Origin of the sequence: Spirosoma oryzicola (assembly GCF_021233055.1) — a bacterium.
GTDB lineage: Bacteria > Bacteroidota > Bacteroidia > Cytophagales > Spirosomataceae > Spirosoma > Spirosoma oryzicola.
The window spans coordinates 120,885-139,289 of sequence record NZ_CP089543.1; the positions used below are offsets into that span (position 1 = coordinate 120,885).

Consider the following 18,405-nt stretch of genomic DNA (forward strand, 5'->3'; position numbering starts at 1 on the left):
GTCCAAATCGAGATATCGATGACACGGTGTGATGTTGTTTGTACAGGCAGTCTCCTGCTGAAACCCATCGAAAAGCTGTCCCGCCCCAAGATTACTTTACTAAACTGATTTTTTTATGGCTACAAACACGTTGATCGTTGTGACAGGCTACAGTTCGATTTCTCCCAAGCCTTTTCGTAAAGCGTATCTAAACAATAGTGAGGAAATGGCCCGACAGCGCTTCGTTCAGCAGCACCCGGGCGTTCGGGATGTTAGCGTGGCACTTATAGCCTTTGAGGACGAATTAACTATCCGCTCCAATGGCGACGTTGTCGCGTATTGATCATTAAGGTCAGCTCGTTCTTTTTATCCCTGACGAGCTTTAGTGAACTTAATAAGCGAAGGATACGCCTAACGATACCCAGCACTCCATTATGTCAGAGAAATGACGATGCTATACCAGTCTATTTTGGTATAAATAATCCGACAGACTGAGAAATCGGTTGATCTGATTGGGCCACTTCTCAATTATTCGCAAGATCTTATTCCTTATCAGTATGACGATTATCTTTCAGTATCTGTTTACCCAGACCAGTAATGGCTTTGTTTGCCGCGTCCCACTTCGCATTTTAGACGGACCCGTACTGGGTAAAGGAATCGTCCCTACTACGGGTGAAGCCGGAGGTATTAATCTACAGGACTGGATTGGAAGAAATCTGCACGTGACCATAGAGTCGGGTGTCCACACGATTAGGGGTTTGGCAGGCTAGTGCCGCATGGGTTCCCTTAGCCCTACGCATGGAGTCAGAAAACCGGCTCTGTACGTTGGCTTAGGGCTACAAGATGCCCAGTTCAACTCATTTCCCCGATTATACTGTGTATGAAAAAATGGCTCAAGGTTTCACTGTATAGTCTGGGCAGTTTGGTAGGAGTGATTCTGATTGGGCAAATCAACTCTACAGATGATTATATTAAAACGACCCTTCTAGAGAAACAACAAAAAGCAGTCGTATCGAAAAATGCTGAGCCCAACACCCAGCGGGATTTAGTGATCAATACGTTTCGATGGCAGAAAAGCGAACAGGATTCAACCGGCTATCATTGGTTCACGGTTCATAATACCTCAAAGCGGCACAGCTATACAACGATACCCGTCCGATTTAGCTATTATTCAGACGCAGGCGAAGAAGTAGGTTATGTAGATAAAGTAATTGACAAAGCCATAAAAATAGGAGAAACCGTGCAAGTGGATAAAATAGAAACAGCCTTACCCGATCAACATACGGATGGTGCCGACATGGAAATCACGAAGTAAACGCCCCTGAGGATAAGTCACAGACTATTCGTTGTACCGCTTCCTGCAAGATCTAGGCTAAAATGACCCAATTTGCCGTGATACGGCTTTGAATCGCTACCGACTTGGCAAACGGTAAATGTCCTTTAGGAGCTAACAAGTACAGCTCCCCACCACTGAGTAAAGCCAATTGACTCAGCAGTTTAAGCTTGGAGAGCAACTCATCCACAGGACTGGTTTTGAGAATCACTTCAAAGTAAGACTTCTGCTCAAATTGCTTCCCCGTTACATCCGGAATAAACGATAGTCCATCCTGCTGGCGACCGTAGCCACCCGGCGTTGGGTAGCCATCTGCATTAGCCATGATATCAATGAAACCGTGTGCTTTGGCCCAGTTAGCGGCCTGCTGAATATACGTTTGTTTTCTCATGATCCGGATTGATGGGTAAATAAGTGATATACCACAGCCGTCTAAAGCCGTTGCTCGTGAGCGTATTCCACTTCAGAAACGGCCCGTCGAATTTGCCGGTTGAGATAAACCCGCTGGTCATCGATAAAAAAAGCCAGTTCGTTGTTGAATTCAGCCGTAAAAAATGAGCCATTGGCAAAATAGCCCCAGCCCTGATTGGCGTATCGGTTTAAGCGATTGGTGGTAAGCTGACCGGGCTTATCGGTAGCTAACTCGGGTAATCGGTCATACATCCAGGTGATCAGGGAAGTGATGTCCTGTATTTTTCCGGTTACGCCCACGCCTTCCAGAAAATCAACTCGTTTACCCGCCTGGTTAGCTAGCTTCAGTAGGCCATGAACCGACGTGATGAGTTGGATAAATTCTGACTTCCAGGGGGCGTCTTCCAATGCGTTTAAGCGGAAAGCGGGGGAATCCAGGGTGGCGTGTGCCGCTGTTAAGTACTTGTTAAACTCAGTATTAGTAACCTGCATCGTTTTTTGGATTCTAGTATTGGGTCAGACTGGGTCATAGGAAAAAATTTCTCAAATCATCACCGATGAGGTACTGTCTGAGAAGCGAAGCGTCTTTAGCAACCAACGAATTTTCTGGCTGCAATCGGTCAGCATCTGGTCTAAGGTCATGTAAAACTGGCGATAGGTTGGCTCGGTTTCTGGGACCGCATTGATCCGTAAGCTCACCAGATACCTGTCTGTTTTAATGGGATCCAATTGCGCTCACACCAGGTTACTTCGTTGAAGCAAACAGGATAATTTGCAGATCCGTCAGCCTGAGGGGTTTTGCGAGCAGAAACGACTAAAGACTAAACTGAGGAATCAGGTCTTGCCGCTTGGCCGCCTGCTCAGTCGTTAAATACAGTACCGTACGGGCTAGACCTTGTACCAGATACGGTTTCTTACTCGCTTCGAGGATTTGACGGGCGGCTTGCTGCCGTTCTTTCGCCGTCAATTTTGGGGCATCTTTCATGCACTTTGGGAGGATAAGTATGCTTGATTTTTTACTGGCTTCTGAGCGAATTCAGCAAAATTCATCAGCTAACCAAGCTAATAAATCACAGGTACTGATACACGAGCGGGAAACACTCCCCGTCCAGGTAACGGAAGGGATAACAATTCGGATAGAAAAGAGAACGGCTATCGGTAAGAGTTTTTATGGGAAGCAGATATGGGGCAGAAGAGAAGCTTCTAAACCAATAGGCAACCAGGGAGTCAATCATGAGCAGGGCCTTTGACCGCCGGTTAGCACATACGCAACAACGTAGTAAGCTATAAACGCGCCAGCAACTAAAAAGATTACAATTTTGAATAATATTTCAACAAACCAAAAAAAGGACTACTGGTTATTGAAACTCATTAACAATCAACAAGATAACGTTCTCACCAAATGTAAGCCTATTAAACGTTGACAAACAGAAGAACACGACTAGGAACTGTTAACTTTTTAATGAACGTAAAGCATTTGAGTATATCAGTTCTGACTGACCAACCCAACATCTTCGTTCATGCAACCGTTTTGCTTGATCCGATTCAGTAAAATGATGAACTCAAGTTTGATGGGGTTGACGCTACGAAAGGCCGCAATGCGGTCGAACCGTACCGTTAGGTTCGACCAGCCCGGCTTGCCCATTTAGCTATTCGTTATCTCAGTTGAGTCCATGTACTGCCATAGACAAGCTCTATTTCGGCGGATTTAGGTGTGCCGCTTATAGGAGCCACTTTCCTGAGCGGTTACCACTTCGTCGCACTCGGTCAGGACTGCCGGTTTGAGCCGTAGCCAATGGAGTGATAACAACCGGGCCGATCGTACGGACAGCGGCTCTGATATATGAGCCAATTATGAGATTGGACTTGCTAGCTTTTATCTAGTAATAGTTCAATAATCTATTACTAGATAAAAGCTAGCAAGTTCATAAATGTTTACGTGTTTTCAATCAGGCCACGGCCAAGCCTCGTATGTAATATTCTTTGCCCTGACTACCCGTCCGTATATCTACCAGTAAATCCTTACCCTGCCAGCTAACCGGGTCAACACCATTGATAGTCCAGGTGCCTCTTTCTAAGCGTAATTCCGGACCACCCCGGATGATACTCATGATATTAATCAGGACTTTTGGTATGACAACGGCATCGGTCACCGTGAAGAGTTCATTGAAATTGATTCGCATGATTTTATGAATGTAAAGATGAATTGAAAGAGCGGGTTTTATCATGATTCGATAATCAGCAATAGGACCGTGGAAGGCAGCGGCAAAGCATTTGTCAGTAGCGTAAATTCAGCGTGAGAACATCAGATTACGGTGTCTACCTAATCTCTCATGAATAGAGATGGTACCGACTGAATAGGACAGTTCAACTCGAGCGATTAGTGCTCTTCACTGGATGAGCCGAATGAGCTGACTGATAGAATTGATTGCCTAAGCATCCTGGCTGATTGGGAAGTCGAGCATGATGCGCTCAGGAAGTACATTAAAATACGGAGTCAAAACGTGACTGAGCGGAGTAGCGTATTCGTGACGCTTGCTATGCTACGTCGACGAATGAATCAGTAAGGCAGGCTGGACTAATCCCGTAATGCCATCAACAGTTAAACACCTATATGCGGGCAATGTTCAGCCTTCAATGTACTAAAGGTCCCATTATGCCCATTCGATAACGAAGCTCTATCAGCCTACAGCCCTTCCCGCTTTACGGATGATCAATCCATGGGCAGGCTTAGGCTAACTCCGTAAGTAAAACAGGTGATTTCCGGCCTCCAGATAAGCGCGCATGGGATGCCGGTAGAAGTAAACTCGGTCCCGACCAAAAAAAAGCTCGTTCGTTTGGATGAGGACAGGCGAAGAATAAACCATTGGCAAAATGGCCCCAGCCAATTCCGTTGACCTGATTTAAAGCGGGCGTAATGAACGTTAAGTGCTGTTGAGCCGGTGAGAGCGGTCCTACGACATGGGCAGACTGCCGCGTTGCATCTAGCAGATCGGTGATGTCCCGGTGGTGATCCTGATGGCTCACCTCATCGGTGAAACAAATGCGCTTGCCAGCCAGGGCTGACTGTCGAACCATATCACTGACTCGTCTGATGAGCTCGATCCAGCAGAGCTAGCTCTGGAGCGTGAAGGGCATGGAAGGCAGGAAAATCTTGGATTAGAACAGGAAGGCTACCTGCTCCAGATGCTCCATTAATTGCGGCTTTGGCCAAACCTTGTCTGAGGAGTCAATCATATTCAGTGACGACATTTGACTGCCGGTAAGCACGCACGCAGCAACGCTGTTACGTTGTCAACAGCGCGATTCGACAAATGATTGCAAGTCGAGGGTGTTATTTAGAAGTAGCTCTATTCTTATTTGTCAAGACAAGCGGCCTATGAATAATTAGTTTGCCAGTGCTTCTGCTACGTTGATGACTAGCGATTGAAAATAAATAAAGCGATTTATTATCAATCGTGTTCTACCCTAAACTCGATCTCATGGCACATCAGGACAAGAAGAACAAAAACACTAAAAAAATGGCTACCAAGCCCGCTAAAGTAGCTGGTCAGCCTGTGCTGCCTAAATACGCTCGTAACGAAACGGTGATGACGACGCCAACTGTATCGCCCAAAGTGAAAAAGGGTTAACGAAGCCACTTTGATACGTTACCTATGGTCTGCTGGCAATCTTCGCGTTTGAATGGCTGCTCATAACTCCATCCAGGTCGCAGGTTGTTGTCTTCGCTTATACATGCTGAACAGCGTTTGTGAGTGGTTTTTGCAATCAAGAGTATACTCCTTTACCCAATCGTTTTTGTATGGTCACCAACACGCTGGTCATTATTATGGGCTATAGCTCGATCTCACCGAAGCCTGTTCCAAAGGTGTATCTAAACAATCAGTGAGGAAACGGCTAGGCTCCGATTCAGTCAGCAAAACCCAGGGGTTCGTTATGTTAGTGTGGTGCTCGTTTCCTTTGACGATGAATTTACCATCCGTCCTAACGGAGAGATACTGGGGTATTGACAGCTGAGGGCTAGTTCGCTTTTTTTTGTCACAAAAAGCCTGAATTTGATTGGACCATTTACTGAAATCCCTTTCCTGCTGTAAGAAGCACTTAAGGCTCTACTACGCTAATCAGCCATGACGATTATCTTCCAATACCTGTTTACGCAGACCAATAATGGGTTTATTTGCCGGGTTCCGCTTCGCATTTTAGAGGGGCCAGTGCTGGGTAAAGGCACCAGTCCAACTACGGCTGAAGCTGGGGAAGTCGATCTACAGGACTGGGTTGGAAAGAGTCTGCATGTGACCATTCAGTCGGGTATCCATATCATCTTGGGGGTGGCAGGCTGATACCGTATTGATTCTACTTGCTAATCGACGTAATCAGGAAACAGCCTCTGCATGCTGACGCCTGCGAGAAGCCTTGTTTAAAACATTCCCTGGTTTTCCCTTGTATGAAAAAATGGTTTAAGATAACGCTATATGTTCTTGGCAGTTTGGCGGTGTTGGGCTGGATTTGGCGAGTCGGCCAGGCCGATGATCTCGACAAGAATTTAGTTCGACAGTCTCAGCAAAAAGCAGTCGAGGATCTAGCTGCCAGGCCCAATGCCAAGCGCGATTTAGTGATCAATTCATTCAGGTGGCAAAAAAACGACGTGGGTACAGTCGCCTATCATTGGTTCACTGTTTTTAACACCTCCAAGCGGCATACCTATACAAAGTTACCCATACGATTTATCTATTATTCAGAGATCGGAAATGAGGTAGGCTGCATAAATAAGGTGATTGATAGGACCATACGAACTGGGGAATCCATTCGAATGGAAAACGTGGAAACAGAAATACGCTATCAATATGCGGATGGCGCAGATATGGAAATCACAGAGTAAAAACCTTGAGGATGACTCACCTATTTATTGGTTAAGCCGTTTTTCGCAAACCAATCTGGCATCGCCCTGCAAGCGTTATAATAAGCTGACCCAGTTGGCCGTGATAGAACTTTCGGCAACTACCGATTTAGCAAGGGTAGATGGCTTTGCCTTACAGCAGAAAATTTATGTCGATGCGCAACTTAAATTAAAATGTATACCCAATCTGTTTTTTTCCACCGGCGTCGATCAACGAATGGTCATTGATGCCTACAGTTTGTCAGTACAAAGCTTTTTTATCAAACCAGCTACCATCCCAGAACTGGAAAAAATGATCACCGTAATCATCGAGTATTGGTAGCGATGTGCCGCGCCGAATAATTTTTAAATACCGTTTTCCTGATCTATATGGAATAGATCATCAGGCTCCAGAGTCGCACCTGCCCATCAAATACCAACCCCTATGATTCGTTCTGTTATTACAGCTACTGGTAGTCATATTCCGGATACTATCATCCCTAATGAGGCTTTTTTAAGCACCCAATTCTTTACTCCGGAAAGCGTAGCTATACCTAAAGAGCAAGTGGCGCTGTTAACTCAGTTTAAAGCCATTACCGGCATTCAGCAACGGCGCTACGCCCACGCTGACCAGCTAGCCTCAGATCTGGGTTTGTTGGTCGCCAGCCAGGCCCTAACCAGCGCAGGCGTCGATCCGGAAACCTTGGATTACCTGATCGTGGCGCACAATTTTGGCGATGTGGCTCAGGGCAGTAACCGTGTCGACTTGGTTCCTTCCCTAGCCTCTCGAATTAAAGCCCGCTTAGCTATAAAAACCCCCAATTGTGTGGCCTATGATTTGGCCTTTGGGTGCCCAGGTTGGCTGGAAGGGCTTATCCAGGCCAACTACTATATTCGTTCAGGCGACGCCAGGCGCTGTCTGGTCATTGGTACCGAAACCTTGTCGCGGGTTATTGATCCAGCGGATCGGGATTCGTTACTGTTTAGTGATGGGAGTGGCGCGGTTATCTTAGAAGCTCAATCTAATGGGTCAATAGGTTTGTTAGCCCATCATACCCAGACCCATGCCCATCAGCACGTTGACTTTCTGAAGATGGGTAAATCCTATGGGCCTGTTGGTGCCGATAGTGCCGATCTGTTTCTGAAAATGAATGGACGTAAAGTGTATGAATTTGCCTTACAGCATGTACCCCTGGTGATCAAGCAGGCACTGGATAAAGCCGGGATGACGCTAGGGGATGTGAAGCAGGTTCTGATGCATCAAGCCAATGAAAAAATGAACATAGCTATTTTAGAGCGTCTTTTCCAGTTATACGGCCAAGCGGAGCCTCGGCTGAGCCTGATGCCCATGACCATTTCCTGGCTGGGCAATAGTTCGGTAGCCACCCTACCTACGTTGCTGGACTTACTCCAGCGGGGGCAGCTGGTAAATCACCGGCTGGCAGCCGGTGACACGATTGTATTGGCCTCGGTGGGAGCTGGCATGAACATTAACGCGGTGGTCTATCAGTACTAACTAAGCGATCAGCGTTTAGGTGTAGTATAGGGTTAATCTACAGCTATTCTCCTAGCCTAGGTTGCGCCTACCAAAGTGGGCCATCGTGGTGCGGCGAACTGTCAAATAGCCTGCCATAAGTTAATCGAAAAGGTTTACATCAAACTTAAATCGGAGCGCCGAAGCGATAGCCTTTTATACGAATCACGGAGAGTTACTAAGTACTTTATTTTATTGGGCAAGGTTGCGATTGACGCAATCTGTTAGAATACATCTTGTATGGCTCCTTATATAGCTGGAGTTTTTGAGAAGAAGTAAATAATAATTAATCCTTTTCGGTCTAGATCAGTTGTAGAAAGTGATGCCTGGATGCGCAAAGACGCTCGGCTGCCAACTTCCCCTATCAGGGTTAACTGCTCTCGAGCACTTCAAACCTAAACAGGATTGGTTTTACTGGTCCAGATTTTTGTAGTCTTCATGAGCCAACAGCCTGCCTTATGGCTGCTACACATTTAGTCCCGTTTTGTAGATCAGCCGTTTTTGACTTTTTCATAAATTCTGATCGTCTTGCTCCTTTACAGACTAGTTATGCGAATTAATTTTGATGCCCTTTTCCGGGTTATAGATCAGGTCATGATTCCCAAAGTACGGATTAACATCATGAGTGTTATCCGGGGTGGCCCTGAAATGCGGCTGGCGAAAGACAGCTTAACGATTAATGGTGTAGTTCCGGTTAGCTGGCAAGGGAAAGATCTGCTGGTGGATTTACGCTAATTCGGTGAAGTCCAGGAATATAATATTCGAGGTTTAGCAGTTGCCTAAATAGACTACCTACCTGCCTATTGCTGCTCACTATTAAACCCCCAAATAAATTATCAGCTATGGCTACTAATTGGTTAGTTATTATTACTGGTTACGCATCGATCAAACCAAAGCCTCATAAACGGGCTTATCTAAATACGAGTGTTGAGCAGGCTAATCAACGATTTAAACAGCAGTATCCACAAGCCAGAGACATTACGGCGGTAAGTGTTTCCTTTGAGGACGAATTCATCATCAGCGCCAGTGGCGATATTTCAGCCGACTACTAGTCATGCGATTCCTGAAAGGCCGACCTATCCAAGCTGATATGGTAGTTACACAGTTAACATCTTCTCGCCACTTTTCTTAATGGCTATTTGGGTCCAACTTACTCACCAGACGCTTTATCAGTATGAGCGAATGGTCTATCTATCAACTCAACTGATTCGTTTGAAGCCCACGGCTTATTGCCAGGCAGTTATCGAGGACTATTCCTTAACGATTCAACCAGCTAATCATGTGCTGCACTGGCAGCAAGACCCATTTGGTAATTTTATCGCCCGCGTTGATTTTTTGGAAAAAGTAACTCGCCTGTCGATTCAGGTTCAGTTGACAGCTAACCTTCAATCGATAAACTCCTTCGATTTCTTAATTGATGAATATGCTTTGTTTTTCCCATTCGAGTACACTGATTCACTCCAACATGATTTAGCGCCCTACCGAGGGGCTACTGAACATGGAGCTTATCTAACCCAATGGATTGGGCAAATTAGCCATCAATCTCGTCAAGAGACGGTTTCCTTTCTCATCAACCTTACTCAACAGGTTTGTCAGGCCATCATCTACCAGGTACGGCTACAACCTGGGGTACAGGCTGCTGACGAAACGCTCCGACGTTCTACAGGTAGTTGCCGGGATTGCGCCTGGTTATTGGTGCAACTCGTCCGTAAGTTAGGCCTGGCAGCCCGCTTTGTCTCAGGTTATTTAGTGGAGTTGTCCGATTCATTGAGCGACACCTCCACTGATGCTACTAGGGATTCGCTGGCCTTACACGCCTGGACAGAGGTATACCTACCAGGGGCGGGTTGGCTAGGGCTTGACCCCACTTCGGGAATGGTGGTTACCGAAGCCTATATTCCACTGGCGAGTTCGCCTGATCCAGTAGGTGCCGCTGTGATTAGCGGCACAACAGATAGCGCACAAGCTACCCTTTCCTATTCAAGTACTGTTGTTCATTTACCCTGACCTGACTGTCTACGTTGGATCAGGGATTATTTCATAGGGAGTAATAGCGTTCAGGAACTAGTAGCTCAGGAATTATTGTATACCCCGTCATACTTTTAAGACTAATTTCAATCGAGCGCGCGATGGTGGTGACCGGTGTATCAGTGGGTTGGTTCTCAAAGGGGTCTTGTAATTGAATCGCGCTTTTTTCGATTAAAATAAACGCAGCTGATATGAGCGTCACTAGTGGCACATCTAAATAATAATATTGATCATCAAAACAAAAAGGAAGTATACTCGCGAATAGGTAGATGAACACCTGCATATTGAAGGTATAGGTCCGAGGGAAAACTGTATTTTTAATCCGTTCACAGCGCCCCATAGAATCTGTCAAGTTAGTGAGCGTAGCGTTTAGCTGCACCAGCTGATAATCCGTAATTAATGCCTCATCATACAGCCGTCGAATTGCCAACGCATGCTTTACCAGCAGCATATTCGGTGGGTTGTGCGCATCAGCAACCTGCTTAGCTTCTTGTGAAGGAAGAAACTCCTCTAGTCGCTGAGACACTGGCTGTCTGCGTAAGGTATCCCCTAATACGTAACACCAAGCACATTGACGCTCAACAAATGGATGGAGATAGGTTTTGTGGTTAGTATCCACGGGCAGGAAGGTTTGCAATTGCCGAATAAAACTACGGCTATCATTGACAATAGCTCCCCAGGCTATTCTTGCCTCCCACCAACGATCATAAGCTTGATTGGTCCGAAAAGCTAGTAAGAGAGCGATACAGGTTCCCAGAATTGCCGCAATGGAGATAGGGATCTGGAAGGACCAAGGAATAAACCATTTACTGATAACAACCAGATTGGCAAACAAAAAAATCAAAAAGGCCTGTTTTAGTATATGCCGGATGTAGAAACGGATGGAAATCTTATTGTTTAGTAGCATTGAGCTTCTTTATGGTAGTAGCTATTGAGGATGCACAAACAACCTTGAAGTGACTTTGCTATAGTATATACAAAGCTTCGTTGTTTCAGGTCAAATTGTTTTAGTCACGACTTTACCTAACAATTAACCTGTTAAATACGGATTAGTTCACAGTTTCTTTAAATGCCCAATTGTTGAAGCATATATATGAAAACTCCATCGTCTCATCTAGGAGCGTAATGGTGAGACTGTTAGCCATAACCAAACAAAGAGGTGGCTGGCCTCTATCGCCGGACCGACGCTCGGCAAATTTCCGAGCGCTTCTCCGACCCATCCGGGTACGCTCACCACGGCAGGCATCGCAACGGGCAAACGTGCCGGAGCGGGACCGTTACGAATTTCAATAAGAAAAATCAATATGCATACCTATTGATTTTCAGTTATTTCCAGAACAAACCGAGCCAGATGCTAGCTGACGATGAAGCGCCACTTAAGTGCCGTATAAATGCCGTCCGATCAGTTAATAGGAAACGCTTGATTTGACCTACATTGCCGAAAAAACTCGCTATGTCAACTGGACAAAAAATTAAAGAAATTAGGCTTAAACAGGGAATGACACAACAAGAACTGGCCCTGGAAGCAAACATTAACCTGAGAACTGTTCAACGAATCGAGAATGAAGAGGTAATTCCTCGTAGCTATACACTCAAAATAATTGCAAAAGCATTACATATTGAGGAGTCAGAGCTAATCGATTCGAACCCATCGGGAAATGATCAGCAAAATCCCCGTCAGGGTAAGGCTATGTTAGTATGGCTGCATTTAAGTGGCTTATTTTTATTGCCGGCTTTTCTGACCTGGTTTTTCGAAAAAGAGCATGATCGGGACATTAAGTACCATGGAGCCGATGTGATCAATTTTCAGCTAAGCATGTTGGCCCTTTTACTGCCCTGCTTATTTTTAGCCTGATTGCCTCAGCTAGTAGCTTTATTTACTGTGTTGGTCGTCTTAATCAATACAGTTAGGGTGATCAGGGGTAAATCCTACTACTATCCCTTAACGATCAGAATAATAAAGACCTCATTTGAACCTGTATAATAGGCCGATCCAACCCATTACTTTATGCCAAGTGATTGATATAGTTCGCTACCGTTGAAGAGGAAGTAGGCTAAAGAGGGGCAAATATGACTTATGCTGACAGAAACAGTTTCATCGTAGGGGCGACCCCGCCTGTTTTATAGAAACTCAGCCTAGTCTCATCGCCCTACGGTAGCAGCCAACGGCTATACTGGTGCCTACAGTAGCTTTGCTCCTCTAAACGGGGTTGCATACAGCTAATTTTTATACCTGTTTCATCTCAGACTGAGAGCGTTTTACGATACATAATAAACTCCTGGAACATCAACAATAGCGAATCGCAGCCCCCTTTTAGGCTACTAGTAACTGAATTTTACGGAGTGTGTGTTCAACCGCTTGAATAGGAAAATCACCCCTGCGACCGTAGGCCTCAAAGCGTAAATACTCACCCCATACTAGGGCTCGGCCTTTCGCCGATTTATGCCAGTCGGCCTGACTAACTCCATACCCCTCTACCTCAGATGGTAGCACCAATGGCCAACCCGTGATCTCGCCTTGTGCATGAAACAGATAGGACCGCATGGTAGCGTAGGAATGGGCTATGAATAACATTTGCTTGGATACTTGAAAATTATACGCTTTCCGGGCTTCTACTACATTTTCTAAGGTATTAGTCGATATGGTTTCTAAGATGAAGCGCAGATCGGTCCGATCTCTATACTTGATGGCGGCTAAGATACGTTCGGACTCGGCTACTGAATCAATTCGCAGATCGTTGTAGCGAGCCACACCACCGGTGATCAGAATGAGCTTGACCCCAGTCGTCTCAATTGCCTGGTTAATGAGTTGTGCTAACTGGTGCTGGAAGACGTTGGAACCAAAGACGAACAGGAAGTCCACGGGCTCTACTAGGTCTTGTCGATAAAAACAGAGACTGGTTAATTCATCAATCAGGGTCTGACTCATCGAAGGTGGCTGAGGAAGTCTTGGAACCTCTCGATTAGGATTCACGGGTTGGCAGGGGCTAGTTTTCGGAGGTAGACCGCTCAATTTTGGCAAAAGACTAAGGTAGGTAAACTATTGGCCTACTTTTTCTAAACACTAGCATTTTATAAAAATGTAGTCGCCGATCAGCGATTCTAGACAAGAATTATTGTCCCATAACGGAGCATTTTATGAGATGTCATTATTGAATACCTGGCAACGCCAGTTGGCCGTATGCAATCATTACTGCTCTAAAAATAATTGTCACCTGATTTATATAAAATAAATCAGGTGACAATAGTATCTGACTTAGAATCGCTAAACAAGGTTCAGCCGTGCCCATTCTTCCATCGTCAAACCAGGGCGACCTACGACCGTTAAAACGTCGTCTTTGACAATTGTCTGCGCTTCCATTTGTCCACTTTTTGCTAATTGCATCGTTATGTAAGCGCTTTCCATATACGCTTTTACCAATACAGATGGAATTTGCTCAATTATCGCTTTCTGGTCGTCTGGATTGAGAACATTGCAGGTAATTTCTTTTCCAGATGCTTTTGACAGGATAGCCGCTACTTGAGGTCCGGTCAATACTTCAGTACTTAAATAGTAGTTGGCTCCGCCGCGTTTTTTGGGGCCTTCACGCAACACTGTAGCGGCTACAGCGGCAATATCTGACGCAAAGACCCATCCTTGTGGCGCATCACCCCAATAGACTGTGAACGAACCTATTTCGGTGATAGGTGGATCTACCGCTAATGAAGTATCTGCAATCACGTTCGGATGAAGATGCGTCCAGGCCATTCCACTGGCTTCGATGTATGTTTCAACCATATCGTGCCACATGAAGTGAGGGATTAGGTCGTGACGGGAAGTAAATACGCCCAGATGAACGATATGACTCACGCCCGCTTTTGAGGCAGCATCGACTAGCAGTTTGCTTTGACGAAGCATGTCTACGGTATAACCAGTCAACAGAAATATTCTGTCAATACCATCCAGCGCATCGGCAAAAGTTTCCGGTTTGTCCAAGTCCAGAACTACTGAATCCCAACCTTGCTGCTGCCATTGATTGGCTTTTTTCTGATCAGTTGTAGAAAGACGGACGGTAATCGAATCACTATTCCTGTCGAGTTCTTCAACAACCTGTGACCCTACTCGCCCCGTAGCACCAATAATCAATACTTTGGCTCTTTCACTTCCGCTACCAGTTGAGGCAGGATTATTTTTCATAACAGTAAAGGTTGACTTATAGGACAAAACTAGCGAGCCAATACTATACATTTGCAACCTGTTACACAAAGGATAGTAGTTACATAAAGGATACTAGGGTGAGAGGGGCTTCAGAAAATCAGACGGAAACGCCGTACAAAAAGGCAAGATTATCCATACAGGATACCTTGGATGTAGTCGGAGGTAAATGGAAATTAGTCTTGATATTTGTTCTTATCGATGGGAAAAAGAGGTTCAATCAACTCTCGAGAGAGGTTGGTATTAGTCCTCGAATTTTGTCGAAAGAGCTACAAGAACTAGAAATGAATGGACTGATCAGCCGCACGGTTTGCCATACCAAACCTGTTACGGTTGATTATGCGCTTACTGACTATAGTAAGACCCTGTCGGATGTAGTTACAACCATGTGTAAGTGGGGGGAAAGACACCGGGAGAAAATTGTTGGTAGCGATTAACGTTCGGCGTAGCGCTGTTTAATTTCATGAGCGCTTTACACTCGGGCTGATGTTGCGATACGTAGCAAAGCAGTAATAAATGTAGGTTGCAGGCACTTCTTTCCCATTTCCAGATCAGTCACATGAACGCTTCGTTGCCTCTATCAGGAGCGTTTAAATGAGAATTGAGAACTTTGAAAGGAAAATGGACAGCCGCTTCTTACCACTGCCGTATAACTGATCAGCTCAAAGCCAGTATGGATTTCCTGACAACCCTTGTCCGCCAGAGCCAGTAAGCAGCCAACAATAGATTAACTAGACCAAACCAGTTCCCAGTCTTGGTATAGAAACTGCTTATTGGAGAAGCGGGTATGCTGCCGATCAAAACCGCTTTGTTACCGGCTGAGGTATTGGCTTCGTATAAAACATGACCTAACCCATCGCTAACCAACAGACGGCCTTGCCGGGGGGTTCTTACCAGGGAGAAGCCATTTTCAACTCCCCGTACTAACGCCATGCGGGAATGCAGCCAAGCGTCAACGACAAAATCATTGGCGGGTACAAATAAGCTAGTAATCGGCTCGTTGCCGTACCGGCGCATCGTGCCAGGAAAATCAAGGTCTTTACAAATAGCAACACCCGCTTTCTGACCAGCCAGCTTAAACAGGCCTACTTGGTCACCGGCGGTGAAGTGACCCTCAAAGCCTCTCACCAGATGGTTTTTAGTATAGTCAGCGACGATTTCCCCCTTCCCATTAATAACCAATGCCGAATTGCGGGCCTGGGGTTGACTGAAATCAGCGAGTCCATCCACCAGATCGACCTCATAACGGTGGGCAGTCCGCTTGAGGGAAGCTATGACTGGTTGATACGTGTCTAGGCTTAATCGGATAGCCGTTTCTGGAAGCACAACAACGGTTGCGCCTTGTGCGACAGCTGACGAAATAGCTTGTGAATAATCATCAAGAAGACGCTTAAGTTGGCCAGCAGTAGCCTGCTGGGCTTTGTGATGTCTACTCTCTTCCAAGGCCACTAATCCCACTTTGAAGCCCGATAAAGGCTTTTGGCCACTGATACGATACCAACTATAGAGAAACGACAGGCCATACACCAAGAAGGCACTACTCACTAAGTAGGAAATCCAGTGCCGGTTTCGTTGATAAGCCCAACAACCCAGGGCGATTAGGGCGGGGAAAAAGCTGACCAAAAACGTAATGCCCAAACTACCTGTTACCGATGCAATCTGAATCAGCGGTACCATATCCGCTTGGGTATAGGCTATGCTGGTCGCCGTTCCGTCGGGTGAAAACGTCCCGACCAAGTATTCGAAGCTAGTCATTAAGACCGGGTAGGTGAAAACAGTGTACCAGGAATCAAGATGGTGGGTGATGGTAGTTGACCAAACAATGATGCGGGCAAATACATAGGCCAGTGCCAGAGTAAGCAGCAGGGCCGGAATGATCGAAACGACGGTTTGTAAATAAGTTAGCCAACTCAGTCTTCCCAGTAAACAGGCTGCGAAAGCCAACCAAAAACTGGTTCTTGGGGAGCGGTAGTATGCCAGACCTAAAAGAGGAGTCGGCGCTAGCCAGACCAGATACCAATAGTTTCCGGTCAGGGCGTTACCAAAGTACCATGCCAAAGCAGAAGTTGCCAGAAGCAGAGCGGCACAAATAGTTTGTTTATTGAGCTTTATCCAAAGGTGTCCCAAGGCACGTTTATTATTCGTTTGTATAATTCACTGGGCATTTATGAGTTTACCTATACCTGGACCTGACGTAAATTAATTTTATAACGCGTCCAGGGGTAACTAGTCGGTTCAACGCTGAGTTAGCGCTACAAACGGGAACCAACTCAGCGCTGAACCGGTTGAGAATACATAAGCCAATGCGCATGTATTAAATCTTTGACCGATAATGGATACCAAATCCCTCGTTAAAATGGCTAAATCCCTCAGCGATCCGCACCGCCTGCAGCTCCTCAAGGAAATTGCCAAAGGGACAAACCGGGGGTGTGCCGATTTGTTTGAGGCCGTTCCGATCAGCCAACCGTCTATGTCCCAACATTTGAAAGCGCTTTCGGATGCCGGTTTGATCGAGTCGCATAAGGAAGGCCGTAATAAATTTATATCGATTAATCCAGCTAAGCTGCAGGAGTTGGAAAGTTTCCTACAGTCCTTAAAAATAACCTAGGCTATGCTGACCGGAAGACGATAATGGTTTTCTGTTACTAAATACATAAACACTTAATTATATGTGTATGTATTTATTGACTCATTCATTAAGCACACGTTAAGAAGGCCTTTTAGCGAATACAGTCCGTTGCGAGCCAATCCAAGCTTCTTTGTTCAATTACATAAGTGTATAATTATCTATTAATGTGTTTAATTTACTAACACCGTCACCGGTTCACCCCGGCAAATCCGGACAACCACATTTGCCAAGCCAACTGCGTGAGCCCTGGCTTATGAAACTAGGCACATTGCTGGCTGGCTGCTGTTTGCTAGCCAGTTGCGCCGAGCAGCCAACTTCCGAGCAGGCAGCGCCCCCGGCTTTACCCGTAGCCACCGTGCAAACCAGCACCCAAACTACCTATCAGGACTATCCTGTGGCCATTGAAGGGATCGTTAATGTCGAAATCAGGCCTCAGATCGCCGGAATACTCGACCGTATTCTGGTCGACGAAGGAGCCGCCGTGCGGCAGGGACAGCCCCTGTTCAAGATCAACGATGCCCCCTACCGAGAGCGGTTGAATACGGCGCTGGCCGCCCAATATGCAGCAGAAGGCGCTCTGGTTAGTGCCCAATTGGAGGTCGATAAATTTGCGCCCCTGGTGCAGAATAAAGTCGTCTCCGATATTCAGCTAAAAACGGCACAGGCGGCCCTGACGGTGGCAAAGGCCAACCTGCAGCGCGCCGAAGCCGAGGTCAGTAGCGCCCGCATCAACCTGGGTTATACACTCATTAAAGCCCCCGTTAGCGGCTACCTGGGGCGCTTGCTAATCAAGCAGGGCAGCCTGATAGGACCTACTGATGCCCAAGCCCTAACCCAGCTCTCTGACGTACACCAAATACACACCTACTTCTCGCTGGGAGAAGATGATTTTCTCTCCTTTCGCAAACAATACGCCGGGCAAACACTTCCCCAAAAGCTGGCCCACGTGCCCCCGGTGGCCCTGGTACTGGCTGACCAAAGTATGTTCCCGGTACGGGGGAAAGTAGATATGGTGGACGGGCAGTTTGATAAGACGACGGGGGCCGTGACGCTGCGCGCCACCTTCCCCAACGCCAATGGACTGCTGCGCTCGGGCAACACGGGCACCATTCGGCTGGCCCTGGCGCACCCCAACGTGCTGCTGGTACCCACTGCCGCCACCGTAGAGCTGCAGGACCGCGTATTTGTGTACGCGGTGGGCGACAGCAACCGCGTCAGCCGCCAAGCCATCACCATTCAGGGCAAGAGCGGGGCCAACTACCTGGTGAGCGAGGGCGTAAAAGACGGCGACCGCATCGTGCTGCAAGGCATTGACCACTTGCAGGAAGGTCAACTCATCCAACCGACTCAGGGGCCTAAACCCAATGCCGCCGTGGCGGGCAGGGTAGCCGTCCAATCTGTTCAGAATTAATCGTTTCCC

The 18,405-nt window shown here is 46.6% G+C and carries 26 protein-coding genes; 15 read left to right on the forward strand and 11 right to left on the reverse strand.

Features of this window, described 5'->3' with window-relative positions; translation table 11 throughout:
• Positions 1 to 115: 115 nt before the first annotated feature.
• The 3 genes from LQ777_RS28325 (at position 116) to LQ777_RS28335 (ending at position 1,294) form a co-directional block, all read left to right on the forward strand.
• Complete coding sequence (locus LQ777_RS28325) at positions 116 to 322, forward strand: hypothetical protein (protein ID WP_232563666.1); 207 nt, start codon at positions 116 to 118, stop codon at positions 320 to 322.
• A 214-nt stretch (positions 323 to 536) separates the two neighbouring features.
• Positions 537 to 749, forward strand: coding sequence for a hypothetical protein (locus LQ777_RS28330; protein WP_232563667.1), 213 nt, complete (start codon positions 537 to 539; stop codon positions 747 to 749).
• Between the two features lie 110 nt (positions 750 to 859).
• Positions 860 to 1,294 (forward strand): hypothetical protein, encoded by a 435-nt coding sequence (locus LQ777_RS28335; protein ID WP_232563668.1) that lies wholly within the window; start codon positions 860 to 862, stop codon positions 1,292 to 1,294.
• 52 nt (positions 1,295 to 1,346) lie between these two features.
• Here the strand turns inward: LQ777_RS28335 and LQ777_RS28340 are convergent, their stop codons facing one another.
• The 7 genes from LQ777_RS28340 to LQ777_RS28370 all read right to left on the reverse strand — a co-directional run bounded on the left by LQ777_RS28340 (position 1,347) and on the right by LQ777_RS28370 (position 4,801).
• Positions 1,347 to 1,703 (reverse strand): hypothetical protein, encoded by a 357-nt coding sequence (locus LQ777_RS28340; protein ID WP_232563669.1) that lies wholly within the window; start codon positions 1,701 to 1,703, stop codon positions 1,347 to 1,349.
• A 41-nt stretch (positions 1,704 to 1,744) separates the two neighbouring features.
• Entirely contained in the window at positions 1,745 to 2,215 is a 471-nt protein-coding gene (locus tag LQ777_RS28345; RefSeq protein ID WP_232563670.1) for a hypothetical protein, read from the reverse strand.
• A 51-nt stretch (positions 2,216 to 2,266) separates the two neighbouring features.
• On the reverse strand, positions 2,267 to 2,452 hold the full coding sequence (locus tag LQ777_RS28350) for a hypothetical protein (protein WP_232563671.1): 186 nt from the start codon (positions 2,450 to 2,452) through the stop codon (positions 2,267 to 2,269).
• Between the two features lie 85 nt (positions 2,453 to 2,537).
• A complete protein-coding gene (locus tag LQ777_RS28355; protein ID WP_232563672.1) occupies positions 2,538 to 2,708 on the reverse strand; it encodes a hypothetical protein in 171 nt (56 codons plus the stop codon).
• A 501-nt stretch (positions 2,709 to 3,209) separates the two neighbouring features.
• A complete protein-coding gene (locus tag LQ777_RS28360; protein ID WP_232563673.1) occupies positions 3,210 to 3,368 on the reverse strand; it encodes a hypothetical protein in 159 nt (52 codons plus the stop codon).
• Positions 3,369 to 3,672: 304 nt separating this feature from the next.
• Entirely contained in the window at positions 3,673 to 3,906 is a 234-nt protein-coding gene (locus LQ777_RS28365; RefSeq protein WP_232563674.1) for a hypothetical protein, read from the reverse strand.
• Positions 3,907 to 4,453: 547 nt separating this feature from the next.
• Complete coding sequence (locus LQ777_RS28370; RefSeq protein ID WP_232563675.1) at positions 4,454 to 4,801, reverse strand: hypothetical protein; 348 nt, start codon at positions 4,799 to 4,801, stop codon at positions 4,454 to 4,456.
• A gap of 404 nt (positions 4,802 to 5,205) precedes the next feature.
• Here LQ777_RS28370 and LQ777_RS28375 point away from each other — a divergent pair, with 404 nt between their 5' ends.
• The 8 genes from LQ777_RS28375 to LQ777_RS28410 all read left to right on the forward strand — a co-directional run bounded on the left by LQ777_RS28375 (position 5,206) and on the right by LQ777_RS28410 (position 10,140).
• Positions 5,206 to 5,355: a hypothetical protein gene (locus LQ777_RS28375; RefSeq protein WP_232563676.1), complete on the forward strand. Its 150-nt coding sequence runs from the start codon at positions 5,206 to 5,208 to the stop codon at positions 5,353 to 5,355.
• Between the two features lie 495 nt (positions 5,356 to 5,850).
• Positions 5,851 to 6,063 (forward strand): hypothetical protein, encoded by a 213-nt coding sequence (locus LQ777_RS28380; protein WP_232563677.1) that lies wholly within the window; start codon positions 5,851 to 5,853, stop codon positions 6,061 to 6,063.
• Between the two features lie 104 nt (positions 6,064 to 6,167).
• Positions 6,168 to 6,602 (forward strand): hypothetical protein, encoded by a 435-nt coding sequence (locus LQ777_RS28385; protein ID WP_232563678.1) that lies wholly within the window; start codon positions 6,168 to 6,170, stop codon positions 6,600 to 6,602.
• Positions 6,568 to 6,942 (forward strand): response regulator, encoded by a 375-nt coding sequence (locus LQ777_RS28390; protein ID WP_232563679.1) that lies wholly within the window; start codon positions 6,568 to 6,570, stop codon positions 6,940 to 6,942. Before LQ777_RS28385 ends, LQ777_RS28390 begins: the two co-directional genes overlap by 35 nt.
• Before the next feature lie 102 nt (positions 6,943 to 7,044).
• Positions 7,045 to 8,115, forward strand: coding sequence for a 3-oxoacyl-ACP synthase III family protein (locus LQ777_RS28395; RefSeq protein WP_232563680.1), 1,071 nt, complete (start codon positions 7,045 to 7,047; stop codon positions 8,113 to 8,115).
• Positions 8,116 to 8,682: 567 nt separating this feature from the next.
• Complete coding sequence (locus tag LQ777_RS28400) at positions 8,683 to 8,868, forward strand: hypothetical protein (protein ID WP_232563681.1); 186 nt, start codon at positions 8,683 to 8,685, stop codon at positions 8,866 to 8,868.
• A gap of 107 nt (positions 8,869 to 8,975) precedes the next feature.
• Positions 8,976 to 9,185, forward strand: a complete 210-nt coding sequence (locus LQ777_RS28405) for a hypothetical protein (protein ID WP_232563682.1) — start codon at positions 8,976 to 8,978, stop codon at positions 9,183 to 9,185.
• A 79-nt stretch (positions 9,186 to 9,264) separates the two neighbouring features.
• Positions 9,265 to 10,140, forward strand: coding sequence for a transglutaminase family protein (locus LQ777_RS28410; RefSeq protein WP_232563683.1), 876 nt, complete (start codon positions 9,265 to 9,267; stop codon positions 10,138 to 10,140).
• Positions 10,141 to 10,171: 31 nt separating this feature from the next.
• On the opposite strand, the gene LQ777_RS28415 is transcribed toward LQ777_RS28410, so the two are convergent.
• Positions 10,172 to 11,068 carry a bestrophin family protein gene (locus LQ777_RS28415; protein ID WP_232563684.1) on the reverse strand — a complete coding sequence of 299 codons (897 nt, stop codon included), beginning with the start codon at positions 11,066 to 11,068 and terminating at the stop codon, positions 10,172 to 10,174.
• Between the two features lie 546 nt (positions 11,069 to 11,614).
• Between LQ777_RS28415 and LQ777_RS28420 the strand changes: the two genes are divergently transcribed.
• Positions 11,615 to 12,016: a helix-turn-helix domain-containing protein gene (locus tag LQ777_RS28420; protein WP_232563685.1), complete on the forward strand. Its 402-nt coding sequence runs from the start codon at positions 11,615 to 11,617 to the stop codon at positions 12,014 to 12,016.
• Positions 12,017 to 12,475: 459 nt separating this feature from the next.
• Here LQ777_RS28420 and LQ777_RS28425 read toward each other — a convergent pair whose 3' ends face one another.
• Positions 12,476 to 13,090 carry an ElyC/SanA/YdcF family protein gene (locus LQ777_RS28425; RefSeq protein WP_232563686.1) on the reverse strand — a complete coding sequence of 205 codons (615 nt, stop codon included), beginning with the start codon at positions 13,088 to 13,090 and terminating at the stop codon, positions 12,476 to 12,478.
• Between the two features lie 336 nt (positions 13,091 to 13,426).
• Positions 13,427 to 14,338, reverse strand: a complete 912-nt coding sequence (locus LQ777_RS28430; protein ID WP_232563687.1) for an NmrA family NAD(P)-binding protein — start codon at positions 14,336 to 14,338, stop codon at positions 13,427 to 13,429.
• A 98-nt stretch (positions 14,339 to 14,436) separates the two neighbouring features.
• On the opposite strand from LQ777_RS28430, the gene LQ777_RS28435 reads away from it, so the two are divergent.
• Complete coding sequence (locus LQ777_RS28435; RefSeq protein ID WP_232563688.1) at positions 14,437 to 14,793, forward strand: winged helix-turn-helix transcriptional regulator; 357 nt, start codon at positions 14,437 to 14,439, stop codon at positions 14,791 to 14,793.
• Positions 14,794 to 15,013: 220 nt separating this feature from the next.
• Here the strand turns inward: LQ777_RS28435 and LQ777_RS28440 are convergent, their stop codons facing one another.
• Entirely contained in the window at positions 15,014 to 16,414 is a 1,401-nt protein-coding gene (locus LQ777_RS28440; RefSeq protein ID WP_232563689.1) for a nitrilase-related carbon-nitrogen hydrolase, read from the reverse strand.
• Between the two features lie 274 nt (positions 16,415 to 16,688).
• Between LQ777_RS28440 and LQ777_RS28445 the strand changes: the two genes are divergently transcribed.
• Positions 16,689 to 16,964: an ArsR/SmtB family transcription factor gene (locus tag LQ777_RS28445; protein ID WP_232563690.1), complete on the forward strand. Its 276-nt coding sequence runs from the start codon at positions 16,689 to 16,691 to the stop codon at positions 16,962 to 16,964.
• 274 nt (positions 16,965 to 17,238) lie between these two features.
• Complete coding sequence (locus tag LQ777_RS28450) at positions 17,239 to 18,396, forward strand: efflux RND transporter periplasmic adaptor subunit (RefSeq protein ID WP_232563691.1); 1,158 nt, start codon at positions 17,239 to 17,241, stop codon at positions 18,394 to 18,396.
• Positions 18,397 to 18,405: the final 9 nt, after the last annotated feature.